We start from the raw sequence: 26398 nt of genomic DNA on the forward strand, positions 1-26398 counted from the left end.
AGGGCGATCAAGCCACCGCGTGGCAGCCGGCGTCCACGTAGATGGTCTGGCCCGTCATGCCGGAGGCCGCGTCGCTGCACAGGAAGCTCGTGAGCTGCGCGATCTCGTCCAGCGTCACGGCGCGGGCCAGCGGCGACTTGGCCACGGCGCCGGCCATCAGCTCGTCGAAGCCGGCGATGCCCGAGGCGGCGCGGGTGTGGATCGGGCCGGGCGAGACCGCGTGCACGCGGATGCCCTGCGGGCCCAGTTCCACCGCCATGTAGCGCACCAGCGACTCCAGCGCGGCCTTGACCGGGCCCATCAGCCCGTAGTGCGGCACGGCCTCGTCGGCGCCCAGGTAGCTCATGGTCACGATGGCGCCGCCCTGCGTCATGTGCGGCGCGCACAGCTTGGCCAGCTCGGCCAGCGAGTGGCAGGACACTTCCATCGCGCGCGCGAAGCCGGTGGAGGAGCTGTCGATGACGCGGCCGTGCAGGTCTTCCAGCGGCGCCCAGGCGATGGAGTGGACGATGAAGTCCAGCCGGCCCAGCTTCTCGATGGCGAAGTCCACCAGCGCCTGCAGCTCGCCGGGGTTCTCGACGTTGCAGGGCTTGAGCGGGATGCCCGCGGGCTCGGTCAGCGGCGACACGAAGCGCGTGGCCTTTTCGTTGAGGCAGGAAACTACCACCTCGGCGCCCTGCAGCTTGGCCAGCTCGGCGCAGCCCCAGGCGATGCTGTGCTCGTTGGCGACGCCCACGACGAGGCCCTTCTTGCCGGCGAGGCCCAGGCGCGACAGGCGCTGGGTCACTTCGTTGGTGAGGGAGGCGGTGTTGACGGCTTGGTCCATGGTGTCCTCTTGAAGATTGGGTTGAGTGTTTCTGGTAGGAAACGGTGTATTCGGACAAGGAACGCCCCCGCGCGGCGCGCGGCCGGCGTTCCCGGGTCGTTGGGGGCAGGCCCGGCGCTACAGCGCCATGCCCGCCGGGGTGCCGCTGAAACCTTCGCGCTGGAGCTGGGCGTCGGCGGCGGCCAGCAGGTCGCGCACGGCGGGCGCGCCCACCGCGACGGCGAGGCGGCTGCACAGCTGGTAGCGCAGCACCAGCAGCGCGCGCAGCTCGTCCCACAGGTGGGCCGCGCGGCGCTCGGGGCCGCGGTAGTTGTGCCCGCCACCTTCGCTGCGCCGCTCCACCGCCACCGGCGGCGTGGGCGGGCGTTGCAGGATGCGTTCCACGTCGGCCTCGGTCTGCAGCGGTGCGCGCAGCGCGAGGGCCAGCTGCTGGATGCGCCCCTGCAGCGTGCGCAGCTCGGACTCCAGCCGGTGCACGAGGTCGGTGTCGGGGCGCTCGCCCAGCAGGGCGGTGTGGGCCTCAGTCCGCATAGCGCTGGTGCACGTACTGGCCCGGGGCGTCTTCCAGCGCCATGTCGGCCGGGATGGGCTTGGCGGCCACGCGCGGACCGGAATGCTCGGCCAGCCAGGCGCTCCACGCCTCCCACCACGATCCCTCGTGCGTGGGTGCCGTGGCGGCGTAGTCCTCGGGCGTGACGTAGCCCTGGCCGCGGGCGCGCTGGGCCATCTGGTAGCTGCGCCGCGCATGCCCGGGCTCGGAGACGACGCCCGCGTTGTGCCCGCCGCTGGCCAGCACGAAGGTCGTGTCGGTGTCGGTGAGCAGGTGGATCTTGTAGACCGACTTCCACGGCGCCACGTGGTCGCGCGCCGTGCCCACCACGAACAGCGGGGCGTGGATGTCCGACAGCGCCACCGCCACGTCGCCCACGCGGTAGCGGCCCGTGGCCAGTGCGTTGCCCAGGTACAGCGACTGCAGGTACTCCGAGTGCATGCGCTCGGGCAGCCGCGTGGCGTCGGCGTTCCAGCTCATGAGGTCGTTGGGATGGTCTTCCTCGCCCAGCAGGTAGCGGCGCACGTTGCGCGCCCAGATCAGGTCGCGCGAGCCGATGAACTGGAAGGTGCCGGCCATCTGGCGTCCGCTGAGGAAGCCCGTGCGCGCCATCTCCTCGCGCAGCGTGCGCAGCTGGTCGTCGTCGATGAACACGCCCAGCTCGCCGGGCTCGCTGAAGTCGGTGAGCGTGGTCAGCAGCGTGACGCTGGCCAGCGTGGGCAGGTCGGCGATGTCGCCCTGGCGGCGCAGCGGGTGCGCCTCGGCCGGCGCGGCGGCCGTGTGGCCGGCCAGCGCCGCCGCCACGATCGCCAGGAAGGTGCCGCCCAGGCAGTAGCCCGCGGCATGCACGCGGCGCGCGCCGCTGGTGTGCGCCACCGCGGCCATGGCGTCCATCACGCCGCTGCGCAGGTAGTCGCGCATGCCCAGGTCACGGTCGGTGGCGTCGGGGTTGCGCCAGGAAATGATGTAGACCGTGTGCCCCTGGCCTACCAGGTAGCGCACCATGGAGTTCCCGGGCGAGAGGTCCAGGATGTAGTACTTCATGATGCACGAGGGCACGATCAGCACCGGCTCCGGATGCACCGTGGCGGTGGTGGGCTCGTAGCGGATGAGCTCGATGAGGTGGTTGCGGTAGACCACCTTGCCCGGCGTCACGGCCACGTCTGTGCCCACGCCGTAGGGCAGCGGCTGCAGCGGCGCGTCGGCCTGCGCGCCCTTGGCGGCCTGCTGCGCGAGGTCCTGCGCCAGCCGCTGCGCGCCCTGCGCCAGGTTGCCGCCGGCGGTCGCGCGCGCGGCCTGCAGCACCAGCGGGTTGGTCAGGGCGAAGTTGGACGGCGACAGCGCGTCCAGCGCCTGGCGGGTGAAGAAGTTCACCAGATGCGCGTGGTGGCTCGCCACGCCCTCGACCTTCACCGCCTGCTCCCACCACGCGCAGCTGGCCTGGTAGCCAGCCTTGAGCTGCTGGAACGGCCACTGCTGCCAGGCCGGGTCGCGGAAGCGGTCGTCGCGCTCGGGCGGCTGCGCGGTGCCGGGTTGCGCCGGCAACAGGTCGGCCGCCAGCTGCATCGCCTGCTGGGCCAGCGTGGACTGCCGGCCCGGCGAGACGGCCAGGTGCATCGTCCAGTCGGCCCAGGCCAGTGCCAAGCTGATGGGCGACAGGCCCATCGCTGCCCGCGACAGCAGCGCGTGTGCCGCCTCGTCGAGCTGCTGCGCGGCCAGCTGGCTCTTGCCGGGGCTTGCGCCGGCCGGCTGCACCGCGGGCGCGGCCTTGGCCGCCGGGAGGGACACCGGAGCCGGTGCCTGGACCTTGGGCACGATCGCGGCGGCATGGCTGCCGGGGGAAAGCTGTTGTTCGGGCATCGTTCTTCGCTGTCTGGACATCGATCAATATCGAAGGGTCGGTGGCGGCACTATGAATGCATCGCGGGAGGCCAAAAAGTCAAAATGCCCGCCAAATACCGCCAATTTCATGTTGCAGTGCAATACTTGGCATATGCACCGGCGGGAATATTCGGTTGCTTGCGCAGCCGGCCTCGCGAGGCGTGCGACCGCTCGGAGTGCGGCCGGTTCCATGCTGGAGTGCGGCAGGGGCGGCACTCTTGATGCACGTCAAGCATTCCCGGGCCTTTTCGAATCGCGGCACGTGCAGTGGAAAACTGTGTGCTAAATGCCCGGGCAGCTGGTTTGTCTTGGCCACCACGCCTGGACAACCCGGCTTCAGGAGCTGCGGACATTTGAATGACGGCGGTGTGACAGGAAATAGCCTATGCCCGCAAGGCCGGCATGTGGCTTGCAGCCGCGCCCGCATGCCCCGCACGCTGGACCCGCCGCAGCCGCCCGCCCTGGACCCCTCTGCGCCCGCGGCGCCCGCCGGGGCGCCGTCGCGGCAGGCGGTGCTGGCGCTGTTCAGCGCGGTGATGCTGCCCATGTTCCTCGCCGCGGTGGACCAGACGCTGCTGGCCACGGCCACGCCGCGCATCGCCGCGGATTTCCGGGACCTGGGCGACTCGGCCTGGATCGCCATCGGCTACCTCATCGCCGCCACCGTGATGGCGCCGGTGTACGGCCGGCTGGGCGACCGCTTCGGGCGCCGCAACATGCTGCTGGCCGCGCTGGCGGTGTTCGCGCTGGGCTCGCTGGCCTGCGGGCTGGCGCGGGGCATGGGCCCACTGGTGGCGGCGCGGCTGCTGCAGGGGCTGGGTGGTGGCGGGCTGATGGTGCTGTCGCAGGCGCTCATCGGCGAGCTGGTGCCGCCGCGCCTGCGCCCGCGCTACCAGGCCTACTTCGCCATCGTCTTCACCGCGTCCAGCGTCGGCGGGCCGGTGATCGGCGGGCTGGTGGTGCACCACGCTGACTGGCGCTGGCTGTTCCTGGCCAACGTGCCGCTGTGCGCGCTGGCGGCCTGGCGCGTGTGGCGGCTGCCGTCCGGCCCGCACGGGGCGCTGCGCGGCGCGCCCACCGACCCCTGGGGCGTGCTGCTGTTCGTGCTCACCGCCGTGACGGCGCTGTTGTGGTTCAGCCTGGCGGGGCACCGCTTCCACTGGCTGTCGGCCACCAGCGTGGCGCTGGTGCTGACCTGCCTGGCCGCCGGCGCGGTGCTGCTGCGCCAGCAGCGGCGCCATCCGGCGCCGTTCCTGCCGCTGGACCTGCTGCGGCTGCCCGGCGTGGGCTGGATCTGCGGCACGGTGCTGGTGTTCGCCGCGAGCATGTTCGCGCTGGTGTTCCTGCTGCCGATCCAGCTCCAGCTGGGCCACGGCGCCAGCGCCGCGGACGCCGGGCTGCAGATGCTGCCGCTGACCGCGGGGCTGGTGGTGGGGGCCACGCTCAACGGCCGCCTCACCGCGCGCACCGCGCTGCCCACGCGCACGCCGCCTTACGGGCTGGCGCTGGCCGCCGCGGCGCTGGGCGTGCTGGCGCTGGCACCGCCCTCGCCGCGCCTGCTGGCCATGGCCTCAGGGGCGGTAGGACTGGGTTTCGGCACCGTGATGGCCAGCGCGCAGCTGGCCACGCAGGTGCTGGCCGGCCGCGCGCGCCTGGGCGCGGCCGCGGGGTTGCTGGCGCTCACGCGTTCGCTGGGCGCCTCGCTGGGCACCGCCATCTTCGGCGGCCTGGCCTTCGTGCTGCTGCATGTGGCGCCGGGCGGCGAGGGCGCGGCGCCGGCGGCGCTGTCGGTGGACCTGTCGCCGCAGGCGCTCACGCACGCCTTCCACGTCGTCTACGGCGTGCTGGCGGTGTGCGTGGCCTTGGGCGCCTGGATGGCGTCGCGGGTGCCGGCGGTGCACCTGGAGGGGACGGCGCAGGCGCCGGTGGGGGAGTGAGACGATCGGTGCCATGGACCAGCGCCGCGGTGTCCTGTCCTGCCTGCCGTTCCTCGTCCTGGCGTCAGCCGCCCTGGCCCAGGCGCCGGACGAGCTGCGCAACTGGTTCGACGACCCCTTCTTCCCGCTCTCGTCCGAAGTGCCGGACTGCCCCGTGCCCCTGGGCCCGTTCATGACCGAGGCCGAGCGCCGCGTGCAGGCGCACCACCGTGCCGAGCGCGGCACCACCTGCTGGCTCGCGGGCCAATGCGAGCGGCCCAACGCTTATGCCTACGACCAGGGCATCGCCCAGGCGCTGCGGGCCGCGGCACTCGACCGGCCGGCGCTGTTCGCCGGCACCTCGCTGTGGGCGACGGTGCAGGGCCGGGTGGTGTTCATCGAGGGCTGCGCGGCCGGGCCGCACGCAGCGGCCGAGCTGGAGCGCTTCGCCCGCGCCGTGCCTGGGGTGCAGCAGGCGCTGGTGCTGCTGCGCACCGGCGCGGGCGCAGCGCCGCCCTACAGGGTGCGGCCCGGACGCTGAGCCGGCGCTGGTGCGCCGCTCCAAGTTGGAGGCAGGGCGCCGGCGCCCCGGCGCGCGCTCACAGCCGCGCCAGCATCTCCCGCGTCACCAGCGTGATGCCCTGCGCGGTGCGCTCGAAGCGGCGCGCGTCCTCGGCCGGGTTCTCGCCGATGACCATGCCGTCGGGAATCATGCAGCCGCGGTCGATCACCACGCGGTTCAGGCGCACGTCGCGGCCGAGCTGCACGTAGGGCAGCAGCACGCTGCGCTCGGCCTGGGCGCCGGCGTCGATGCGCACGCTGGAGAACAGCACCGAGCGCGTCACGCGCCCGGCCACGATGCAGCCGCCCGACACCAGCGAGTCCGTGGCGCTGCCACAGCCCGGGCGGCCCTCGGTGATGAACTTGGCCGGCGGCAGCTGGGGCTGGAAGGTCAGGATCGGCCAGCGCTGGTCGTACAGGTCCAGCAGCGGGCGCGCGGCGGTGAGGTCGATGTTGGCGTCCCAGTACGCGTCGATGGTGCCCACGTCGCGCCAGTAGGGCTCGCCGCCGCCGCCCACCACGCCGCTGCGGCTGAAGGGATGCGCCATCGCCACGCCCTGGCGCACCGCGCGCGGGATCACGTCATGGCCGAAGTCGTGCCCGGAGCCCTCGTCCTGCACGTCGCGCTCCAGCTCCTTGAAGAGGTACTCGCGGTTGAAGATGTAGATGCCCATGCTCGCTAGCGAGGTGTTGGGCTGCCCGGGCATGGGCGGCGGGTCGGCGGGCTTCTCGACGAAGTCCGTGATGCGCCAGTTAGTGTCCACCGCCATCACGCCGAAGCCGCTGGCATCGGCGCGCGGCACCTCGATGCAGCCCACGGTGCACTCCGCGCCGCTGGCGACGTGGTCGGCCAGCATCACGGCGTAGTTCATGCGGTAGACGTGGTCGCCGGCGAGGACGATGACGTAGTCGGGCCGGTAGCTGTCGATGATGTCCTCGTTCTGGTAGACCGCGTCGGCGGTGCCGCGGTACCAGTTTTCCTCGTCGATACGCTGCTGCGCCGGCAGCAGGTCCACGAATTCGTTCATCTCCGCTTTCAGGAAGGCCCAGCCGCGCTGCAGGTGGCGCAGCAGGCTGTGGCTCTTGTACTGGGTGATGACGCCAATGCGGCGGATGCCGGAGTTCAGGCAGTTGGACAGCGCGAAATCGACGATGCGGAACTTGCCGCCAAAGTACACGGCCGGTTTGGCGCGCCGGTCGGTGAGCTGCTTGAGCCGCGTCCCCCGCCCGCCCGCCAATACCAGCGCCACCGCCCGCTTGGGCAATTCAAGCGTGCGTGCAAGATCGTTCACCGCCATGTGCTCTCCTGTTTGTAGTGACGCACTGCGGCAAACGTTGTGCCCTGCAACATCTCCAGGGCCCCGGGAAAAGCCCGGAGCCTGGCCCGGGGTTGGAAATGAAAAGGCGCCGTCGAGGGCGCCCTTGTGGCCGTAGTTCTGGAAGGCGGCGGGCTGGGCCCGCCCGGACCGCCGCTGCTCAGCGCGGCAGCATGAAGGTGGACTTCTCCACCACGCTGCGCGCTCGCTCGCCGTCGTGCGCCTGGCGCTCGATGGTGAAGTGGATCTCGTGCGCGCCCGCGCTCGTAGAAGCCGCGGTCTCCGGCGGCACGCGCAGCGCGATGGTGGCCCAGTGCGCCTCGGCCGGGCCGAGCTTGAGCTCCACCGGCTCGGCCAGCGCCAGTCCCGGCAGGCCCTCGGCCGTGACGGTGTAGGACTGCGGCGCCTCGGCCGCGTTCATCACCTGCAGCCGGTACACGTTCTCCACGGCGCCGCCGTCCACCTGGCGCGCCAGCGTGGAGCGGTCGCGCACCACGTCCACCTTGAACGGCGTGCGCGTGGCGATGCTCCAGCCCACGGCGATGCAGATGAGGACGAGGATGCCGGTGTAGATCAGGATGCGCGGGCGCAGCACGCGTTGCAGCACCTGGCCGCGCGAGAGGTGCTGCTGCAAGCCGTTCTGCGTGTCGTAGCGCACCAGCCCGCGCGGGTAGCTCATCTTGTCCATCACGTCGTCGCACACGTCCACGCACGCGGCGCAGCCAATGCACTCGTACTGCAGGCCCTTCCTGATGTCGATGCCCGTGGGGCACACCTGCACGCACAGCGTGCAGTCCACGCACGAGCCCAGGCCTGCCTTGGCCGGGTCGGCCTTCTTCGAGCGCGAGCCGCGCGGCTCGCCGCGCTCGGCGTCGTAGCTGATGATCAGCGTGTCCTTGTCGAACATCGCACTCTGAAAGCGCGCGTAGGGGCACATGTACTTGCACACCTGCTCGCGCATGAAGCCCGCGTTGCCCCAGGTGGCGAAGCCGTAGAACAGCACCCAGAAGGTCTCCCACGGCGAGGTGGACAGGCTCATCACCTCCCCGGCGAGCGTCTTGACGGGCGTGAAGTAGCCCACGAAGGTGAAGCCCGTCCACAGCGCAATCGCGATCCACGCGGCCTGCTTGCCGCCCTTGCGCAGCAGCTTCTGCGCGCTCCAGGGCGCCGCGTCGAGCTTCATGCGCCGGGCGCGGTCGCCCTCGATCTTGCGCTCGACCCACATGAAGATCTCGGTGTAGACCGTCTGCGGGCAGGCGTAGCCGCACCACAGCCGCCCGCCCACGGCCGTGAACAGGAAGAGCGCGTAGGCCGAGACCATCAGCAGGGCCGAGAGGTAGATCAGGTCCTGCGGGTAGAACACCAGCCCGAAGATGAAGAAGCGCCGCGCGCCGAGGTCGAACAGCACCGCCTGGCGGTCGTTCCACATCAGCCAGGGCAGCCCGTAGAAGACGATCTGCGTGAGCCACACCAGGGCCCAGCGCCATTGGGCGAAGAGGCCGCTGACCGAGCGCGGGTAGATCTTCTTGCGGGCCTGGTACAGCGAGATGACCTGGGTGGAGTCGTCGGGTCCGGTGGCCGCTGCCGCGGAGCCCGGGTTCGTGGTGCTCATGGAATGCCCTGCAGGTGGACGAGTGGGAAGGAGACGGTCCGGGGCGGTCATCGCGCCCAGTTCCGGCTGCCTCGCTCCTGCCAGTTCCAAGTTCCGTGCCAATGTGGCCCATTCTCGAAAAATCATTGCCTGGCGGGCACTTGCGCTGCAGATGGGCTCACTCTGAAGCCCTTACTGTCAGCCTGGGCTGACTGCCCTGTCAGTGCGTGGCAGTGTGGGTGGCGGCGGGCCCGGCGCGGTAGCGCACAAGCGTGCGCTTGCCCGTGGGGGGCGCACGCGAGACAGGACGCCGCGCTGCCCGTGAGGAAGCGCGGCGGAAGAGGGAATGTGAAGGCGTTGAAGCGGTGAAAGGCGCGGTGAGCGCGCCGTTTCATGCCGCGTGGGCGGGAAGCCCAACCCGGCCTTGGCCGCCCCGTGGGCGCGGCTTGGTCCTCAGCAGGGGCTGGTCGTGCGCCGCTTGCCCAGCGGCACGCGCAGCCCGTCGAGGCCGCGCAGCCACTGGCGCATCGCGTCCATGGACATGGGCGGCGTCAGCAGGTTGCCTTGCACCTCGGTGCAGCCGGCGGCCTGCAGCGCGCGCAGCTCGGCGGCCGTCTCCACGCCGTCGGCCACCACCCGCAGGCCCAGGCCGCGCGCCAAGCCGGCGCAGGAGGCCACGATCGTGCGCCGGGTCGTGTCGGCGTCGATGCTCTCCACCAGCGAGCGGTCGAACTTCAGCTCCGATAGCGGCAGTTGCGCCAGCTGCGTCAGGCTGGAGTAGGCGGTGCCGAAATCGGCGATGCACAGGTTGAAACCCAGCAGCCGGCAGCGCGCGGTGTTCTCGATCACGGTGGGCAGGTCCCCGGCCGCGTCGCTCTCGCTGATCTCGATCGTGATCCAGGCCGGATCGACTTTGCTGGCCTGCACGATGCGTTGCAGCTCGATGCAGAAATCAGGGTCCGACAGCGAGTGCATCGACGCCTTGATCGAGCCGATCAGGGGCAGCCCTTCCTGCACGCACTCCGCCAGGAACCCGCAGGTCTGGCGCATCAGCGCCAGGGTGGCGGCTTCCAGCAGGCCGTGGCGCCTGAGCGCGGGCAGCAGCCGCGCGGGCAGCACCTGCGTGCCGTCCTCGGCCACGCCGTGCAGGCGCGCCTGTACGCCCATGACCTCGCGGCTGTCCACGCGCAGCTGAGGCTGCAGCCAGACTTGCAGGCGGTCGTGCTTGAGCATCGAGCGCAGCGCCTCGGCCGTGAGCTCCGTCGCCGCCGCCGGCGCGCGGGCCGGCACCGCGACGCGGTACGAGCGCAGCGCCTGCGCGATTTGACCGGTGGCCAAGGGCCGCTCTGCGCAGCCCGCCACCTTCAGGTTGCAGGCGCCGGCCATGGCCAGCACGCTCTTGAGCACCACCCGTTGCTGCTGCTGCAGCACGATGAACAGCGCGGGCGCGAGCGGGTCGTGCGTCAGCAGCCGCATCAGGCCGAACGCGTCGCCGTCGTCGAACTGCAGCCCGCACACCAGCACGTCCGGCGGCGACGCCTCGCAATGCAGGTGCAGCAGCAGGTGCTGCAGGGAGCGCAGGCGCAGATCGACGCGCCAGCCCTCGGCGCCCAGCTCGGTTTCGATCTGGGCCACGTGGGCGGTGTCGTTGCTCAACAGCCAGGCCCGGCCGGGCCGTACCACCGCTGCGGGCTTGGGATGCGTGGCATCCATCAGCACCTCCTGGTCGCCGCGTGCAGCCACAGCCTGGTCTGGACCGAATGCCAAGCCCAGGTGGCGTGCGGACGACATGCCAGACGCCTCATGAGATGAAGAAGAACGAATCGGCGGAGCCACGTTGAAGCCTTAACTTCTTCTGTCTGGTGAAACAAGATGTGTGATCATAACCACCAGACGGAAGAAAATGTGAACTCAACGTCACAGAATGGAATTGTCGACGTCTTCTTTGCCCGTTTCCCCACTCGTGGAGCTGTCTGCCGTGCCCGGATGCCTGCGGGATGGCGCCTTTACAGTCACGCTCCGGGCAACCGCTTCATCGGCCTCGGGGCGGCTTTCTGTAGAAATCGCCTTGATTGATGCCGATGACATCGCACCTGTCTGCCCGGTGGATTTGCAGTGACCAAGGGTTCATCGGGGTCGCCGTCAAGCTGGCGACGTTTCACATGAAGAAATTCGACTTTTGCGAGTGGGTGGGGGCCTATTCGGTGCAGGGACGCCACGGTTTCGAGCGGCAGCGGGCCCTGGGCCGTGCCTGGCACGGCCTGGCGGCGCTGCTGATCATCGGCGTGACCTCCCCATGGCGCGACGGCGCCTTCGGCAACCTGTGGGTCGCGCCGGTGCTGGCGGTGCTGTACGTGCTGCTCGGCTTGGCGCAGGTCGTGGGCTTGAAGCGCCATCCCGACGGCTTGGTGCGGCTGCAGTACTTCACGATGTTCACGGACTGCGCCGCCCTCGCGGTACTGCTGTGCGACGCGCCGGAGGCCACGGCCTTTCTCTCCCCCTATCTCATCTTCCTGACCGTGCCGGTGGGGCTGCGCTACGGCGCCCGAGCCTTCTGGGTCGCCTGGACAGGCATGGTGCTGACGGCCACGCCGGTGCTGTTGCTGGGACATCCGTTCTGGAGCATCCATTCGCACCTGGGGCTGGCGCTGCTGTTCCTGGCGGTGCTGCTGGGAGCGTCCTTCGGCCCGGTGCTGCAGAAGCTGCACGACCGGCAGCGCGAGGCCATGGAGGAATCCCGGATCCAGGCGCTGGAAGCCGCCATGGTGACCAAGAGCGCGTTCCTGGCGCGGGTCAGCCACCAGCTGCGCTCGCCGCTGCAGGCCATTGTCTCCTCCCTGGAGCTCATGGAATCGCCCTCACAGCAGGCGATGCGGCACAAGCTGGTGGAAAACATATCCGCCTCGGCCAGCAAGCTGTCCATGGAATTGCGCGACCTGCTGACCATCGCGCGCGCCGAGGCCTGGCAATTGCAGCTCGAACCCGCGACTTTCGATGCCGCGATGCTGTTGGAATCGGTGGCGACGGAAATTCACGACGGCAGATCGATTTCGAACGGGCGGATTCTCAAGGTGGTGCCGCAGGATCCGCTGTTCGTGGTGGCCGATTGCGACAAGATCGTGCAGGTGCTCACCCAAATTGCCAAGCACGTGCTGGGCACCTCGCGCACATCGTCGCTGATGCTGACCATGAAGGGTTATGACGCACTGACCCGCTCGGTCACCTTCATCGTCGAAGGCGAATTGCCGAAAACGACCGCTGCCCATGAAACAGGGGTAGCGGCCGCGGCATCCGGCGCCGCGGCCCTGGAAGCCCGGCACCGGGATGAGCTCAATGACAGCCTGAGCCTCACGCTGGTCAAGACCCTGGTCGAATTACTGGGCGGCAGCGTTTCGCCCAGCAGCACATCGCCGTCGCGGCAGGGTTTCAACGTGGTGATTCCCTGCGAAGTGGTTTCCGAGGATGAGGGCGGCGCCGAATGGGAAGGCACTCCATCCAAAGTGCTCCTGGTCACAGAAAATGCCCGTACCCAGGCCGAGGTGCAGGCCATCATCGAGCGCATGGAATTCGAGGTGGAATGCGTCTCCTCGGTGCCGGTAGCGGCCAACCGGCTGGCGCTGAAAACCTATGCGCTGGTGGTTGTGGACATGAACCTGCCCAAGCGCAACGGCAAGCGCTTGGCCACCGTCATGAAGAATGGCAGCAGCGCCAACCGTGAAACCTTGGTATTGGCCTTCAATGTGCGCCAAACCCAGGACGGCACCGACAAGCCCTGGCCTTTCGATGCCGTGATCGCCGGCGCACCCGGCGACGGCCATTTCCTGAAGGCTATTTCCTCGCTGCTGCTTGAGAAATCGCAGCATTGATGATGGAAAACCGCACCGGCTTCTCGAAAAACAGGATCTTGTGGGTCGCCATGAGCGAGGCCACCTCGGATTCGCTGGCCAGGCCGGTGCCGATCTGGCCGGTGAGCACCGCCACCGGCGCCTCGGGCTTGGTCTTGCGAATATCGTCGATCAGGGCCTTGGCGGTTTCCTCGCCCACGAGCCAGTCGAGAACGAAGGCATCGTATTCGTCGATTTGCGTGCGCAGGGCCTCGACGGTGAAAAAGGGGCGGGAATCCAGCCCGGCTTCGCAGAACGAGGCCGACAGCGTCGTGGCCAGTTCCTCGACGTCGTCGAGCACCGCCACGCGGGTCAGCCGCTCCGGAGGCGGCTCGATCAAGATGCGCTTGATGAGGTAACAGTTGTCCCTGACCGCGTTGTTCACAGGACAGATGAGCCATTCCGCGTTGACCGGTACCGCCACCAGGGCGCCCTCGGCCACGTTGGTGGCGCGCTCGCCCGGCCACAGGAAAGCCTCGACCGAGGTCTTGCCCATGACCATCTGGGCTGCCACGCGCTTGTCGGCCTCCATCGCGGCCAGCACCATGGTGGTGAAACTGTCCCCGAAATGTCGGCCCAGGGTTTCGAGCTCTTCCGGCGTCCAGGGCGAGTCGCCATTGATTTTTCGATGGGCCTGGCTGTACGAGAGGCCCAGGACGTCCCGGATGGTGGTGGAGTGCTTGTGCTGCGGAATGCCGTGCCGCTTAAGCAATGCCACGGCCAAATGGGCGCCCAGCGGAAAGTTGGGAGTGCCGGCAGTCGACATGGTGGTTGGTGTCAGAAGGTACCGAAATATGCCACGAGGGCGGCATGCGGCGGCCAGGGCCTGCGTCACCGGCGCAGGAAGCACGAAGGACAATGCGGGAACATGGGCAGGCACCGGGCTCGGTGTCCATACCGCGACACCGGTCATTGGCGGGTCATGAAGCGCTCCTCCTTCAACACGCAGTGGGACGATGAAAATGGAGTAAACGGTGCAGGACCCTAAACCAGACGAATACGGCGACATCCTGCGCATTGCTCGCCTGGACCATGAATTGATGGCCCAGGTGCACCATGACCAGATGGAAAGCATGGCCGGCCGGGTGCGCAGCGGCGCGATCGGGGCGACATTCTTTGCCCTCGTCATGGCGGCTTACCTGCACGACAGCGTTGGTATTCTGGTCTGGTACTGGTTTGTGCTGAAGGCAGTATTCACCGGGTGGCGGCTGGTATTGGTCTTCAAATGGACGAATGCCAAGATAAAGAAGCCGGCGCAGGACAAATGGGTTTTCTGGATCAGGGTAACGCTGTTCTTGGACAGCCTGGTATTGGGCGGCATCGGCCTGCTGGTGCTGTACAGCGGCGCGCCGCAGGAGGCGCTGCTGTGGACCGCAGCCGTCCTGTGCGGCGTCACTGCCGTGGCCATGCATACGCTGGAAGCGGACTGGCTTTCCGGCGTGATGTACGCCGCCCCCATCCTGAGCCAGACGGTGCTGTATTTGATGGTGCAGGCCCATTCCTTCGGCAACAGCACGGCGCTGGGAGTGGCCATTTTCGGCATGGTGCTGCTGCTCAATGCGCGCAAGGCGGCCCGCGATGAAGAACAGCGCCTCATCCAGAGCCGTGCCATTCGCAGGTACCAGAAACAAAACGAAGTCGCGCTCGAGGTGGCGAGGAACGAGTCGCGCATGCGCACGGAAATGATGTCCAGCATCACGCACGAATTGCGCACGCCCATTCACGGCATTCTGGCCATGACGCACCAGATTGCGAAGGATCCGGGCAGCCCCTCCACGGCCAAGGCGGCCGCGATGATTGCAAAATCCGGCGAGCATCTGGTGGGCCTGATCAACGACGTGCTGGATTTCGGCCGGCTGGAAGCCGCCGGCGTCACCTTGCGCCCCGAGGTCTTCGATTTGAACGACCTGGTGGAAGAGCTGCTGAACATGGGCTACATGATCGGGCGCGAAAAAGGAGTGAAATTCTGGGTGAGCAATGACCTGCCGCGCCCCTATCACGTTCATGCCGATCCCGGTCGTCTGCGGCAGATTGCGCTCAACCTGATCAGCAACGCCATCAAGTTCACCGCCAAGGGCGGTTTGGTGACCATGCGGGTGAATGATGCCGATGGCCGAGGAAACCTGGTCCTCGAAGTGACCGATACCGGCGTGGGCATCGCCCAGGAAAATCTCGCCACGATATTCGAGCCATTTTCCAGGCATGCGCGCGGCCAGAGTGTGGGCGGCCTGGGCGGCAGCGGCCTGGGCCTGAGCATCAGCAAGCGCCTGGCCACGGCCATGAAGGGAACGCTGGAAGTCAGCAGCGAGCTTGAGAAAGGCTCCACCTTCACGCTGAAGGTGCGGCTTGAAAAAGTGATCGTGTCGCTGCACCACAAGGGGACCGAGCCGCACAAGAAGGAGCCCGTGCTGCTCAATGGCCACGTGCTCATTGCGGAAGACGACGCCATGACGGCCGAGCTGGCTCGCACGACGCTGCAGTTGCACGGCATGAGCGTGAGCGTGGTCGGACAAGGCGACATGGCGGTCTACGCCTGCACCACACTGCGCCCGCGGCCGGACATCGTGCTCATGGACAGCGACATGCCGGGGTTGGACGGGCTGGCCGCCATACGCAAGGTCAGGACGTTCGAGACCGAGTCTGGCGCGGCACGCCTGCCCATCGTCATGGTGTCGGGACGCTGCACGTCCGAGGACATCAGCCGGGCGCGCCAGGCCGGCGCGGACGACCACCTGGGAAAACCGTACACCAGTGATGACCTGATCAAGCTGGTCGCTGCCTACCTGCGCCCGTTGGAAAACTCCAGGCAAAGCTAGCCCCGTCAGCCGGCGCGGGCTGATTCGACAGGGGACGTCACCACCGCCAGCCCGTACGGGGGGCGGTGGGTTTCCTTCAGAGCCGATTCAGGCTATTTGAGGCTCCTGGCCGGCGGAAGCCTTGGCAATCCCGGTGAAGGCCCGGGCGAAAATCGTGATGTCCGGGTGCCACGTCCTGAAGACGAATTTGTAATAGGGGTGTTTCATGGCCGACCAATCGGCCTCCGCGCGCACGGAATCAAGCCAGAGAATGCGGTGCGGAATACCGCCTGCGTAAGTCAGCGGCACTTCCCGGTTGTCGCCGAACAGGTCCGAGAATCCCAGAGCACGGTATTGCCGCATGAGCGCAGGCCGCGAGCCGGCATAGATGCCGGCCACTTGGTTCGCGATATTGTGAAGGTGGCAGGCCTTGACCAGTGCCATGCGTACCAGCCGATCGCCATAAGAGGGCAGGACGGCCAGGCGAGTGATTTCGGAAACCAGCAGACCGCGCAGATGAGGCGGCTCCTCGATGCAGGAGTGAATCTGCAGGGGGCGGCTGCGGTTGACCTGGATCCTGCAGGAGCCCACGATCTCGCCCGTGACCTTGTCCTCGGCGCAAAAAATAACCACGTCCGGATCCTCGTCCAGCGGATCGGCCTGCCCGAATTGGGCCGCGAGCAGGGGAAGGTGGTGTCCATATGCGGCGGAACGCAATTGACGCACCCGCTCAAGGTCGGCGGTATTATTCACCACGCGCACGGTGAATCCGAGAAGCTCGCGCTGGGGTTGTTCATAAGTCTGATTTTGTTCGGCTTGGGAAATTTGAACGGGAACGACGACTTGCTGGCTTTGCATGATGATGGCCCTTCTTGCTGAATCCCAATCAGTGGGGTGAAAAAACTCTGCGGCGAGATCGGGAGAACGCCGCGAGCGAATAAGGGCATCAATTTCACCCCAGGTTCAGCCAGGCCAGCGGAAGTGGATCAACATGCAGTTCATCGGCGTGCTGCATTGGTTCACGTCAACGGCAATGCCCCGGGACGTCGTTGCGCCTGGGGCGGGGGTGTAAAGCGGGTATTGCCGGCGACGTCGCCTCAATCGAGGCGGGACGTGAGCATTGCGTCCAAATGCGCACCAGCGCGTGGCAGCTTGCCTCGGCGGCACGGCTCCAGGACGGGCGGCAGCCAGCGCTTCGCGACCGCGCCCGAGGCACGAGGCCTTGCCGTTGCTGAGCCGCCGGGGCCGCAGCCTGGAGCAGGGCGCCCGGCGCTGACGCGGGTTTTGGACGTGGAGTCAGCCCTGGGTGCTTCCAGGGTTGTTACATGTGGCGCAGGTGCTGGCGGACGCCGCGGCTTTCAGGGGCCGACGTTCCAGCCCGTGGCCGCGGCCCGGACGCTGAGTCCGAAGTGGCTTTCCTGCGCCAGCAATTCGCTCAAGGTGGCGCCCAGGGTTTCGGATGTCGCCTGCAGATTGAACAGGCCCGCCTTTTCCAGCATGGGCGGTTTTCTCAACGCGCCCCAGATGCCGATGGCGGTGGCCAGCCCTTTGAACTGGTGCGCCGTCAGCTCGCCGCGTCCGTCGAGTATGCGCAGCGCCAGGGACGGGCCGGCATGCCTTGGGGCGGGAAAGGCCCGGGCCGACCACACCGACTGCCCATCCTGCGTCGCCATGCGGCGGATGTGCCAGAAGATCCAGCACACAAGGCCGCCATCTTCCAGTTCGACATCTTTTTCGTAGACGACGGCCGCCTTCACGGCAGCCAGATCAGGCGTCAGTGACAGCGACGTCAGCACGCCTTGGGGCAGGCAGGCAACCGATGAGCGCATGAGAGCCAGGACATTGAAACAGGATGGGACCCTGTCGGCGATGGCCGTATGGCACCGGATGCATATGCGCGCGGCGCGCTGTCGGTACCTCGGGGTCGGGGCGTGCATTGTCCCCGATCGTCTCGTCAGGCGGCTTGCGCTTTTTTGACGCACGAACGTGCGGGGCAACGCTCGGCTCGGCTGGAACTCTTTCTGAGCGGGACAGTTTTCTCGCCGTATGTGCCGGCGGTGGTTGAAAACTTCTTCCTCTCCGGTTTTCAACCACCGCACGCAAGCGAGTGCTTGCCAAATATCTTGAATCCCCTCAAGTCGAATTACGTTTTGTTTCTGAGGGCGGCTGGGGCTGGGCGGTCGCATCGCCCACCAGCTCCTCCAGAAATGCCGCCAGCGCCGTCGAGGGATCTTCCTCGGTATCGGGCGAGATGGTTTCGATGCCCCACTGCGCCAGCACCGCCTGCTGCACCGGATTGCGTACCGGCAGGAAGATGTACGAGGGCGGCTGCGGCACGCCGGGCACCGACGCCTTCCACAGCCTCGAGAGCCTGTAGAAGAGGTAGCGGATGTTGATGTCCGCCAGGCTGTAGCCGATGAACAGTACCGAGCGGCCCAGCACGTCGGCGCGCAGCTTGATGTCCAGCGGCGACTCGAAGTCCAGCCGCCGAAAGTAGCTGGTCTCGTCGAGCACGATCGACTCGTCGTTCTCGAAATCGCCGTGAAACTTGACGATCTGCGTCACGTCGCGCCGGATGCGCGCGACGTCCGCCACGCTGACCACCTTCACGTACTCGCGCTGGTGATGCTCGAAGGCGTATTCGAGCCAGCGGTCGTAGTTGGTGGTGTAGATGATCTTGAAGTTGGCCCGCACGATCAGCTCGTGCACCCGCGAGCGGTCCACCGACATGTTGGGCGAGTGCCACTTCCGGTCCATCCAGCTGCGCAGCGGGCCGATGTTGCCGTGCTGCAGCCGGAAGAACTCCGCCAACGCCAGCGCGCTGCCGTACCGGCGGTACTCCTCGGGCTTGTAGCCAAGCTCGCGCGCCATGTGGTCGATGAGCTCGCTCCATGGCGGCAAGCCCAGCGACTGCGACACGCCTGCCCCCACGAACAGGATCAATTGCTCGCGCTCGTGCGCGGCCCGCAGCATGCCGATGTGCATCATCCCGGCGCCTGCCCGCTGCCGAGCACGCAACGCGCGGGCGCCGGCGCGGCGCCTGGCGTTGCGGCGGATTCGACCTTGGGTGGGCTGACGGCAATGGGCCTTGGCTTCATGGCGCGGTGCTCCTGCACGGTGTTCCTGGCGAGGCGGCCACCCTGCCGGCTCAAGCCTTCCGGCAAGGACAAGTCCCGCGACGGAAACACGCGGCCCGGGAGGTGCCGGCAGCGTACCAGGGGCGGCGTCTCGGGCCTGCTGTGGCGCCGTCCGCATCGCACAGCGCCCGGTTCTACCTGCTTCAGGCGCTCCAGCAAGGCATCGCGCCATGCAGGTCGCGCCGCGGCAGGCTTCAGCCGTCACCCGGCCGGCGGACCGGGCCGCTGCTCAGGAGGGCGGGTGCTTGGCGGACGCCGGCGCTTCGGGGCTCCGGGCGGCGTCGCGCTGGTTTCCCTCGGGCTGCGGCCCGAGGGCGGCCGGGCTGTCCAGGCCGAGCGCCTGGGATGCGCCCTCCAGCCAGCCATTGCGCCAGTTCCGGGCTTCCAGGGAATTGCCTGGATATGGGCACAGCTTGATGAACTGCTCCCCGGCCTTGAATCCTTCGAGCCAATACTCTTTCAGATACAGCATGAAACTTGTCTCCCGTCGTCGGCCGCTCCTGGCAGCCTTATTCGTCGTCGTGGCTGACACGCCCGTTCACGCAGATCGGTGTACCCCGGTCCGGCGCATCAATGCCAACGACGCTTCCCCAGCCCATTTCAAAGCAAGGCCGCTCTGGCCAAGTCTTATTGTTTTTTGGCTCCAGACGGAAAATCTCCGCCTGGAAATGCGCGAGAAGAAAACACAGGTGCCCGAGGCTTTTGCAAGGAATCTGGTGTTTGCCTCCGGCGCGCTCAACGCGGCCCAACAGCCGTGCTTATTGGATGATTATTTTCGGCCAGTCTGGGCGGAATGACATTCCCGGGCGGTCCCGAAAATGGCCCGGGAAGTCCCTGGGGAAACTCGCGTCCTGTCCTTGGCAAGAACAATCCCCTCCATCCGCCAGAACCGCCGGACGGCCCCGGCGGGCAGGGTCTCAAACGAAGTAGGCAAACGCGAACACGCCCAACATGCCCAGTGCCAGCCCCAGCTTGGCCGCGATGGCGATGATGAAACCCAGGCCCGCGGCGACGCCAGCACGGGTGGCCTGGCCGGCGTGGCGGCGCACCGACCACTCGCCCGCCATGGCGCCCAGCACCGGGCCCGCGATCAACCCCGGCAAGCCGGCGAAGGCGCCCACCACGGCGCCGATGGCTGCGCCGGCCATGGCCCGGCCGCTGGCGCCGGCGCGCCGCACGCCCAGCGCCGCGGCGGCGTAGTCCGCCAGCCAGGCCAGCAGCGCCATGAGCGCCAGCAACCCGACCGTGAGCAGGCTCACGCGCGAGTAGCCGTCCAGCCACGCCGCCAGCCACAGCCCGCCGAACAGCAGCGGCGTGCCCGGCAGCAGCGGCAGCACCACGCCGGCCAAGCCCAACACCACGGCCACGATGGCCGCAACCCAGAGCAGAAAAGTGGTGTCCATGCGCCGCTGGTGCAAGCGGCAGGCCGGGCCTGGCCCGTGCGCGGGAATTTCAGGAGGGAGCGCGGCCGGCGCCGCGTGGCGTGCCGGCCGCGACGGAGCGAGCGGCTTCCCAGCCCTTGCTCCGGGGAGAACGGGCGGCGCGCAGGGTGACGCTGCGCGCCGCGCCTTCCGGACCGTCAGCCGATCGTCATCAGCGACGCGTTGCCGCCGGCCGCTGCGGTGTTGATGCTGGTGGCCTTCTCCACCACCAGCCGCTCCAGCGGCACGTCGGTCTCGCCGGGCTGCAGCCGCTCGATGCCCACGATCGGGCCGGGCCGCTCGGCCAGCCGCTGCCGGATGGCCTGCAGCTCCGGGGCCGCGCCGTGGAACAGCGCGGCATCGAAGCTCACCTCCGGCGAGGCCCAGTCGCGGGCGATCACGACGCTGGCCTGCACCGCCGCGGGCAGCTTGCGCATCAGCGCCTCGCACTCCACCGGCCACACGCAGCGCCCGCCCACGGCCAGCACCGCGGCCAGCTGCACCAGGCGGTCGTCGTCGCTGCCGGCCAGGCACAGCACGGCCTCGCGCGCGGCCAGGGCGTAGACGTTCTTCTCGCCCGTGGGCCCGGGCAGCGTCTGCGAGGCGCCGCTGCGCGAGCGCTGCCAGAAGCGGTGGCAGACCTGCGCCAGCTGCGTCTGGTGCTGCTGCTGGGCCCAGTCATGCAGGGCACGCAGGGCCGGCGGCATCTGGCCGGCGAAGGGGCCCAGGTCCAGCGTGGCGTCCGGCTCGAACAGCCGCGTCATCACGTCGGCCGGACGCCGCGACAGCAGCCGGTACAGGTACAGCGGCCCGCCGGCCTTGGGGCCGGTGCCGGACAGGCCCTCGCCGCCGAAGGGCTGCACGCCCACCACGGCGCCGACGATGTTGCGGTTCACGTACACGTTGCCCGCGTGCGAGGCCTTGAGCACGCGGCTGATGGTCTCGTCGATGCGGGTATGCAGTCCCATGGTCAGGCCGTAGCCGGTGGCGTTGACCTGCGCCAGCAGCGCGTCGAGGTCCTCGCGCTGGTAGCGCAGCACGTGCAGCACCGGGCCGAACACCTCGCGCTGGAGCTCCGACAGCTGGTCCAGCTCGATCACCGTGGGCAGCATGAAGGTGCCGCGGCCCAGGACGCCCGCATCGCAGGCGCCGAGCTGGTGCACGCGGCGGCCGCTGGCGCGCATGCCCTCGACGTGCCGCTGCAGGCCCGCCAATGCCTCGGCGTCGATCACCGGGCCCACGTCCACCGCCAGCCGGTCCGGGCTGCCGATGCGCCACTCGGCCATCGCGCCCAGCAGCATCTCGATCAGGCGGTCGGCCACGTCCTCCTGCACACAGAGGACGCGCAGCGCGGAGCAGCGCTGGCCGGCGCTGTCGAAGGCCGAGGCCAGCACGTCCGTCACCACCTGCTCCGCCAGGGCGGAGGAGTCCACGATCATCGCGTTCTGGCCGCCGGTCTCGGCGATCAGCGGGATCGGCCGCCCGTCGGCATCGAGCCGGCCGGCCACGGCGCGCTGCAGGATGCGCGCGACTTCCGTCGAGCCCGTGAACAGCACGCCGCGCACGCGCGCGTCGCCCACCAGCCGCGCGCCCACCACCTCGCCCGCGCCGGGCAGGAACTGCAGCACGTCGCGCGGCACGCCGGCGGCCCACAGCACGCGCACGGCCTCGGCGGCGATCAGCGGCGTCTGCTCCGCCGGCTTGGCCAGCACCGGGTTGCCCGCGGCCAGTGCCGCCGACACCTGGCCCATGAAGATCGCCAGCGGGAAGTTCCACGGGCTGATGCACACCACCGGGCCGACCGGCACGTGCGTGTCGGGCTCGAAGTCCTCGCGTACCTGGCGCGCGTAGTAGCGCAGGAAGTCCACCGCCTCGCGCACCTCGGCGATCGCGTTGGCTGCGGTCTTGCCCGCCTCGCGGATGAGCAGGCCCATCAAGCGCGGCATGTCCTCTTCCAGCCGGTCGGCGGCGCGGTCGAGCATGTCGGCGCGCGCGGCTGGCGGCGTCGCCGCCCAGCGCCCGGCGGCCGCCGCGGCGTGGCTGAAGGCCAGGTCCACGTGCTCGGCGCTCGCGTTCTGCACGAAGCCGACGACGTCGCCGTGGTCGGCCGGGTTGCGCACCGCCTCGCGCTCGCCCGCCACGGGGCCTGCCGCCAGCAGCGGCTCGGCGCTCCACGCCTCGCCGGCGCTCTGGCGCAGCGCGGCCTGCAGCTTTGCCAGCTCGTGCTCGTTGCTCAGGTCGATGCCGCGCGAGTTCGGCCGCGCCGGGCCGTACAGGTCGCGCGGCGCGGGGATGGCAGGGTGCGGCAGGCCGAAACGCCCCTCCTTGCGCGCCAGCTCATCGGCCACGTCCACGGGGTCGCGCACCAGCTCCGTGATGGAGATGGTGGCGTCGGCGATGCGGTTGACGAAGGAGGTGTTGGCGCCGTTCTCCAGCAGCCGGCGCACCAGGTAGGCCAGCAGCGTCTCGTGCGTGCCCACCGGCGCGTAGACGCGGCAGGGCCGGCCCAGCTTGCCCGCGCCGGTGCCCACCACTTGCTCGTACAGCGGCTCGCCCATGCCGTGCAGGCACTGGAACTCGTACTGCCCCGGCTGCCAGCGCGCCGGGTCGGCCAGGTGGTAGATGGCGGCCAGCGTGTGCGCGTTATGGGTGGCGAACTGCGGATAGACCTGCTGCGGCGCCGCCAGCAGCTTGCGCGCGCAGGCGATGTAGGCGATGTCGGTGTAGGGCTTGCGCGTGTAGACCGGGTAATCAAGCTGGCCGTCGAGCTGTGCGCGCTTGATCTCGCTGTCCCAGTACGCGCCCTTGACCAGGCGGATCATCAGCCGGCGCTCGCTGCGCCGGGCCAGGTCGACGATGAAGTCGATGACGTAGGGGCAGCGCTTCTGGTAGGCCTGGATCACGAAGCCGATGCCGTTCCAGCCCTTGAGCGCCGGCTCGAAGCACAGCCGCTCCAGCAGGTCCAGCGAAATCTCCAGCCGGTCGGCCTCCTCGGCGTCGATGTTCAGCCCGATGTCGTAGCGCTTGGCCAGCAGCGCCAGGCGCAGCAGCACCGGGTAGAGCTCGTCCAGCACGCGGTCGAGCTGCGCGCGGCTGTAGCGCGGGTGCAGCGCCGAGAGCTTGATCGAGATGCCGGGGCCCTCGTAGATGCCGCGGCCCGCGGAGGCCTTGCCGATGGCATGGATGGCGCGCTCGTAGGACGCCAGGTAGCGCTGCGCATCCTGCGCCGTCAGCGCCGCCTCGCCCAGCATGTCGTAGGAGTAGCGGAAGCCCTCGGCCTCGCGCACGCGGGCGTTGGCGAGCGCCTGATCGATGGTCTCGCCGGTCACGAACTGCTCGCCCATCACGCGCATGGCCATGTCCACGCTCTTGCGGATCAGCGGCTCGCCGCCGACGGCCAGCATGCGGCCCAGCGCGGACGACAGGCCCGATTCGCTGTGCGTGGCCGTGAGCCTGCCGGTGATCAGCAGGCCCCAGGTAGCGGCATTGACGAAGAGGGAGGGGCTGCGGCCCAGGTGCGTGTGCCACTGGCCGCGGGCGATCTTGTCGCGGATCAGCGCGTCGCGCGTCTCGCGGTCGGGGATGCGCAGCAGCGCCTCGGCCAGGCACATCAGCGCCACGCCTTCCTGAGAGGAGAGCGCGTACTCCTGCAGCAGCCCCTGCACCAGCCCGGCGCGGCCCGCGGAGGGCTTCCTGTCGCGCAGCGTGGTGGCGATGCGCGCGGCCAGCGCCTGCGCCTGCTCCTTCAGCGGCGCAGGCAGCCGCGCCATCTCGGCCAGCATCGGCAGCGCCTCGACCTCCGGCTTGCGCCAGGCCTCGGTGATCGCCTGGCGCAGCTCAGCGCTGTAGGGGGCGGGATGCAGGAATTCCGCGAAGGGAGCCGGATGGGAGGAGGAAGCGTTCATGTCACGGGCGGGATAAGCGCAATGACACTACTTTGAAGCAAGAGCCTCCGAATATTTCACCGTAAATTCAATGCTCAGAAGAATGTTTGACTATGCGAGGCGGCTCAGGCCTTGGGTCGCCTGCTTGCGCCGGGCTCACAGGCCGGGCAGCGGCACGTGGGTGGTGTGCTTGACCTCTTCCATCACGGCGTAGGTGCGCGTCTCGCGCACGCCGGGCAGCTGCCACAGCAGGGTGCCGGCGAAGTGCCGGTAGGCCTCCATGTCGGCGCAGCGGATCTTGAGCAGGTAGTCGAAGCCGCCGGCCACCATGTGGCACTCGATGATCTGGTCGTGCACCTGCACCGCGGCCTTGAAGTGCTCGAAGATCAGCGGCGTGGTCTTGTCCAGCAGCACCTCCACGAACACCAGCATCCCGGCGCGCAGCTTGAGCGGGTTGAGCCGCGCCTCGTAGCCCAGGATGTAGCCCTCGCGCGTGAGCCGCGCCACCCGCGCCAGCACGGCGGTGGGCGACAACGCCACCTCCTCCGACAGCTTCAGGTTGGTCATGCGGCCGTCCTGCTGCAGCGTCTTGAGGATCAGCAGGTCGATCCGGTCCAGGTCAGCGGGCTCGGCCATGTAGAGAATTGTTCAGTTCGGGGCCGCGATTTTGAACAAAGATTCGGCACCCTGGCTTCTATCGTTGCGCACCTTCGGCGCCCCGGCCGCTCCAGGCGGCGGGGACGCCACATCGCAGCGACATGCCTCCTCCGCCCGCCCCGTCATCCCACGCGCCCCGGCTACGCAGCGCTGCCGGCGGGCGCCGCCTGCTGCGCGGCCGGCGCGGGCAACTGGCGCCGCAGCAGCTCGCAGGCACTCATGATGTGCTCCTGCACCATGCACGCCGCCGCGTCGGCGTCGCCGCGCCGGCACACGTCCACCAGCGCCTGATGCTCGGTGTCGGCCGTCTGGCGGCCCTCGCCCTGGAGCTGGATGTGCAGGTAGCGCTCGGTGCGGTTGTTGATCGACTGGATCAGGTTCAGCAGCATCGGCCGCTTCGCGTCCTCGTACAGGCAGGAGTGGAAGGCCCAGTGCAGCTGGGCCCACCGGAAAGGGTCCTGCTCGCGCGAGAAGTCGTCGCGCAACCGCTGCGCGCGCTTGAAGGTGGCCGCCGTCATGTTGGGCACCGACAGCCGGATCGCGTTCGACTCCAGCATCGACCGGATCTCGTAGATCTGCACGACCTCGGACTCCGACAGGCTGTGCACCACCGCGCCGCGGTTGCGCTGGAAAGCCACCAGCCCCTCGGCCTCCAGGTGCTTCAGCGCCTCGCGCACGGGAATCTTGCTGACCTTGAACAGCGAGGCCACCTCGTCCTGCCGGATCGGCTCGCCCTCGCGCAACTGCCCCGTGACGATGGCGCTGCGCAGGTGCTGCGCGATCACCTCCGAATTCGTGGGCGACTGGCCCAGGTTCGGGACGTTGGGCAATTGAAGGGGCACGGGGTTCACCTCGGGGCAAGAGTTACGTGCAAAGCGTATACGAAATTCCCTCGGGGTCACGAATGCGTGCGAAAGCAACCGTGCACCGTTTCGGCGCATGGCGGGCTCGCCGTTCACCGTTCTGGCGCCTTCGACGCTCCCAAATCGCCTCGGTGTGGTGCACCTAGTGGTTTGCACCTAGGCACAGAACATGCGTCTACCGTATACGATATTTCCGATACGAAGACGTGAGCTCACTGAACCCTCCAGCACCTCGCATGACTTCCCCGGCTGCAGACACCGCGCGCGATCCGGCGGTGACCCGCAGCGGGCCGACTGACTGACACCGCGCCTGAAGGCGGGTGTTTCGTGTCGCAGGGCGGGGCGTCCTACCCGGACGCCTTGCCGCATCGGGGCCTTGCCGCCCCGCCACCGTCTTGTCACAGCCTGCCGGCCTGGTCGCCGGTTGAAACGCCATGTCCCACGAGACCTCGACTCCGCTGTCCTTCGCCAACCGGGATCCGCACAGTCCCTGGGCCACCTACATCGCGCAGGTGGACCGCGTCGCGCCCTACCTGGGGCACCTGTCGAAGTGGCTGGACACGCTCAAGCGGCCCAAGCGCGTGCTGATCGTGGACGTGCCCATCGAGATGGACGACGGCAGCGTGCGGCACTTCGAGGGCTACCGCGTGCAGCACAACCTCAGCCGCGGCCCCGGCAAGGGCGGCATCCGCTTCCACCCGGACGTGACGCTGGACGAGGTGATGGCGCTCTCGGCATGGATGACGGTCAAGACCGCCGGCGTGGGCCTGCCCTTCGGCGGCGCCAAGGGCGGCATCCGGGTCGATCCGTCGCAGCTCTCGGTCAAGGAGCTGGAGCGCATGACGCGGCGCTACACCAGCGAGATCGGGCTGATCATCGGCCCGCAACGCGACATCCCGGCGCCGGACGTCAACACCAACGCCCAGGTCATGGCCTGGATGATGGACACCTACTCCATGAACACCGGCGCCACCGCCACCGGCGTGGTCACGGGCAAGCCCATCCACCTCGGCGGCTCGCTGGGACGCGTCAAGGCCACGGGTCGCGGCGTGTTCGTCACCTTGAGATGGACACCTACTCCATGAACACCGGCGCCACCGCCACCGGCGTGGTCAC

The 26398-nt window shown here is 68.6% G+C and carries 20 protein-coding genes and 1 pseudogene; 6 read left to right on the forward strand and 15 right to left on the reverse strand.

Annotated features, from left to right (window positions below):
• Positions 1-7: 7 nt before the first annotated feature.
• The 3 genes from fabI to H537_RS0124375 form a co-directional block, all read right to left on the reverse strand.
• A complete protein-coding gene (gene fabI, locus H537_RS0124365; protein WP_084150918.1) occupies positions 8-826 on the reverse strand; it encodes an enoyl-ACP reductase FabI in 819 nt (272 codons plus the stop codon).
• A 117-nt stretch (positions 827-943) separates the two neighbouring features.
• Complete coding sequence (locus H537_RS0124370) at positions 944-1357, reverse strand: hypothetical protein (protein WP_028999931.1); 414 nt, start codon at positions 1355-1357, stop codon at positions 944-946.
• Positions 1347-3236 (reverse strand): PHA/PHB synthase family protein, encoded by a 1890-nt coding sequence (locus H537_RS0124375; RefSeq protein WP_084150919.1) that lies wholly within the window; start codon positions 3234-3236, stop codon positions 1347-1349. Before H537_RS0124375 ends, H537_RS0124370 begins: the two co-directional genes overlap by 11 nt.
• A gap of 446 nt (positions 3237-3682) precedes the next feature.
• Here H537_RS0124375 and H537_RS0124380 point away from each other — a divergent pair, with 446 nt between their 5' ends.
• The gene (locus H537_RS0124380) at positions 3683-5194 is read left to right on the forward strand and encodes an MFS transporter (protein ID WP_051243203.1); all 1512 of its coding nucleotides are present in this window, start codon (positions 3683-3685) and stop codon (positions 5192-5194) included.
• Positions 5195-5207: 13 nt separating this feature from the next.
• A complete protein-coding gene (locus H537_RS45285; RefSeq protein WP_043459940.1) occupies positions 5208-5714 on the forward strand; it encodes a BON domain-containing protein in 507 nt (168 codons plus the stop codon).
• A gap of 58 nt (positions 5715-5772) precedes the next feature.
• Here the strand turns inward: H537_RS45285 and glgC are convergent, their stop codons facing one another.
• The 3 genes from glgC to H537_RS0124400 form a co-directional block, all read right to left on the reverse strand.
• Positions 5773-7032 (reverse strand): glucose-1-phosphate adenylyltransferase, encoded by a 1260-nt coding sequence (glgC, locus tag H537_RS0124390; protein ID WP_028999934.1) that lies wholly within the window; start codon positions 7030-7032, stop codon positions 5773-5775.
• A 178-nt stretch (positions 7033-7210) separates the two neighbouring features.
• Positions 7211-8662 carry a cytochrome c oxidase accessory protein CcoG gene (gene ccoG, locus H537_RS0124395; RefSeq protein WP_028999935.1) on the reverse strand — a complete coding sequence of 484 codons (1452 nt, stop codon included), beginning with the start codon at positions 8660-8662 and terminating at the stop codon, positions 7211-7213.
• 432 nt (positions 8663-9094) lie between these two features.
• Complete coding sequence (locus H537_RS0124400) at positions 9095-10432, reverse strand: EAL domain-containing protein (RefSeq protein WP_028999936.1); 1338 nt, start codon at positions 10430-10432, stop codon at positions 9095-9097.
• A 554-nt stretch (positions 10433-10986) separates the two neighbouring features.
• On the opposite strand from H537_RS0124400, the gene H537_RS0124405 reads away from it, so the two are divergent.
• Complete coding sequence (locus H537_RS0124405) at positions 10987-12507, forward strand: hybrid sensor histidine kinase/response regulator (protein ID WP_169517085.1); 1521 nt, start codon at positions 10987-10989, stop codon at positions 12505-12507.
• Here the strand turns inward: H537_RS0124405 and H537_RS0124410 are convergent.
• Entirely contained in the window at positions 12470-13438 is a 969-nt protein-coding gene (locus H537_RS0124410) for a helix-turn-helix domain-containing protein (RefSeq protein ID WP_169517086.1), read from the reverse strand. The two genes, H537_RS0124405 and H537_RS0124410, sit on opposite strands and share 38 nt — an antisense overlap.
• A gap of 61 nt (positions 13439-13499) precedes the next feature.
• On the opposite strand from H537_RS0124410, the gene H537_RS0124415 reads away from it, so the two are divergent.
• Complete coding sequence (locus H537_RS0124415; protein WP_169517087.1) at positions 13500-15341, forward strand: ATP-binding response regulator; 1842 nt, start codon at positions 13500-13502, stop codon at positions 15339-15341.
• Between the two features lie 87 nt (positions 15342-15428).
• Here H537_RS0124415 and H537_RS0124420 read toward each other — a convergent pair whose 3' ends face one another.
• The 4 genes from H537_RS0124420 to H537_RS0124435 form a co-directional block, all read right to left on the reverse strand.
• Positions 15429-16178, reverse strand: coding sequence for an N-acyl amino acid synthase FeeM domain-containing protein (locus tag H537_RS0124420; protein ID WP_051243204.1), 750 nt, complete (start codon positions 16176-16178; stop codon positions 15429-15431).
• Between the two features lie 500 nt (positions 16179-16678).
• On the reverse strand, positions 16679-17149 hold the full coding sequence (locus H537_RS0124425) for a hypothetical protein (RefSeq protein WP_028999941.1): 471 nt from the start codon (positions 17147-17149) through the stop codon (positions 16679-16681).
• A 304-nt stretch (positions 17150-17453) separates the two neighbouring features.
• The gene (locus H537_RS45290; protein WP_051243263.1) at positions 17454-18305 is read right to left on the reverse strand and encodes an SIR2 family NAD-dependent protein deacylase; all 852 of its coding nucleotides are present in this window, start codon (positions 18303-18305) and stop codon (positions 17454-17456) included.
• A 381-nt stretch (positions 18306-18686) separates the two neighbouring features.
• Complete coding sequence (locus H537_RS0124435; protein ID WP_028999942.1) at positions 18687-18929, reverse strand: hypothetical protein; 243 nt, start codon at positions 18927-18929, stop codon at positions 18687-18689.
• Here H537_RS0124435 and H537_RS53350 point away from each other — a divergent pair.
• Positions 18928-19254, forward strand: coding sequence for a hypothetical protein (locus H537_RS53350; protein WP_156901915.1), 327 nt, complete (start codon positions 18928-18930; stop codon positions 19252-19254). The genes H537_RS0124435 and H537_RS53350 overlap by 2 nt on opposite strands.
• 120 nt (positions 19255-19374) lie before the next feature.
• Here H537_RS53350 and H537_RS0124440 read toward each other — a convergent pair whose 3' ends face one another.
• The 4 genes from H537_RS0124440 to H537_RS0124455 form a co-directional block, all read right to left on the reverse strand.
• Positions 19375-19860, reverse strand: coding sequence for a DUF456 domain-containing protein (locus tag H537_RS0124440; RefSeq protein ID WP_028999943.1), 486 nt, complete (start codon positions 19858-19860; stop codon positions 19375-19377).
• 176 nt (positions 19861-20036) lie between these two features.
• Positions 20037-23783, reverse strand: coding sequence for a trifunctional transcriptional regulator/proline dehydrogenase/L-glutamate gamma-semialdehyde dehydrogenase (putA, locus tag H537_RS0124445; protein WP_028999944.1), 3747 nt, complete (start codon positions 23781-23783; stop codon positions 20037-20039).
• Between the two features lie 135 nt (positions 23784-23918).
• Entirely contained in the window at positions 23919-24398 is a 480-nt protein-coding gene (locus H537_RS0124450; protein WP_028999945.1) for an Lrp/AsnC ligand binding domain-containing protein, read from the reverse strand.
• A gap of 161 nt (positions 24399-24559) precedes the next feature.
• A complete protein-coding gene (locus H537_RS0124455; protein ID WP_051243264.1) occupies positions 24560-25261 on the reverse strand; it encodes a GntR family transcriptional regulator in 702 nt (233 codons plus the stop codon).
• A 455-nt stretch (positions 25262-25716) separates the two neighbouring features.
• Between H537_RS0124455 and H537_RS45295 the strand changes: the two are divergent.
• Positions 25717-26331 (forward strand): annotated as a pseudogene (locus tag H537_RS45295) (Glu/Leu/Phe/Val family dehydrogenase); the annotation flags it as partial.
• Positions 26332-26398: the final 67 nt, after the last annotated feature.

This window comes from Azohydromonas australica DSM 1124, assembly GCF_000430725.1.
GTDB lineage: Bacteria > Pseudomonadota > Gammaproteobacteria > Burkholderiales > Burkholderiaceae_C > Azohydromonas > Azohydromonas australica.

What these genes read in the sequence shown, in the direction of transcription:
- fabI (WP_084150918.1), bottom strand. Translation starts at nt 826, where the DNA reads ATGGACCAAGCCGTCAACACCGCCTCCCTCACCAACGAAGTGACCCAG.
- H537_RS0124370 (WP_028999931.1), bottom strand. Translation starts at nt 1,357, where the DNA reads ATGCGGACTGAGGCCCACACCGCCCTGCTGGGCGAGCGCCCCGACACC.
- H537_RS0124375 (WP_084150919.1), bottom strand. Translation starts at nt 3,236, where the DNA reads ATGCCCGAACAACAGCTTTCCCCCGGCAGCCATGCCGCCGCGATCGTG.
- H537_RS0124380 (WP_051243203.1), top strand. Translation starts at nt 3,683, where the DNA reads ATGCCCCGCACGCTGGACCCGCCGCAGCCGCCCGCCCTGGACCCCTCT.
- H537_RS45285 (WP_043459940.1), top strand. Translation starts at nt 5,208, where the DNA reads ATGGACCAGCGCCGCGGTGTCCTGTCCTGCCTGCCGTTCCTCGTCCTG.
- glgC (WP_028999934.1), bottom strand. Translation starts at nt 7,032, where the DNA reads ATGGCGGTGAACGATCTTGCACGCACGCTTGAATTGCCCAAGCGGGCG.
- ccoG (WP_028999935.1), bottom strand. Translation starts at nt 8,662, where the DNA reads ATGAGCACCACGAACCCGGGCTCCGCGGCAGCGGCCACCGGACCCGAC.
- H537_RS0124400 (WP_028999936.1), bottom strand. Translation starts at nt 10,432, where the DNA reads ATGTCGTCCGCACGCCACCTGGGCTTGGCATTCGGTCCAGACCAGGCT.
- H537_RS0124410 (WP_169517086.1), bottom strand. Translation starts at nt 13,438, where the DNA reads ATGACCGGTGTCGCGGTATGGACACCGAGCCCGGTGCCTGCCCATGTT.
- H537_RS0124420 (WP_051243204.1), bottom strand. Translation starts at nt 16,178, where the DNA reads ATGCAAAGCCAGCAAGTCGTCGTTCCCGTTCAAATTTCCCAAGCCGAA.
- H537_RS0124425 (WP_028999941.1), bottom strand. Translation starts at nt 17,149, where the DNA reads ATGCGCTCATCGGTTGCCTGCCTGCCCCAAGGCGTGCTGACGTCGCTG.
- H537_RS45290 (WP_051243263.1), bottom strand. Translation starts at nt 18,305, where the DNA reads ATGCACATCGGCATGCTGCGGGCCGCGCACGAGCGCGAGCAATTGATC.
- H537_RS53350 (WP_156901915.1), top strand. Translation starts at nt 18,928, where the DNA reads ATGAAACTTGTCTCCCGTCGTCGGCCGCTCCTGGCAGCCTTATTCGTC.
- H537_RS0124435 (WP_028999942.1), bottom strand. Translation starts at nt 18,929, where the DNA reads ATGCTGTATCTGAAAGAGTATTGGCTCGAAGGATTCAAGGCCGGGGAG.
- H537_RS0124440 (WP_028999943.1), bottom strand. Translation starts at nt 19,860, where the DNA reads ATGGACACCACTTTTCTGCTCTGGGTTGCGGCCATCGTGGCCGTGGTG.
- putA (WP_028999944.1), bottom strand. Translation starts at nt 23,783, where the DNA reads ATGAACGCTTCCTCCTCCCATCCGGCTCCCTTCGCGGAATTCCTGCAT.
- H537_RS0124450 (WP_028999945.1), bottom strand. Translation starts at nt 24,398, where the DNA reads ATGGCCGAGCCCGCTGACCTGGACCGGATCGACCTGCTGATCCTCAAG.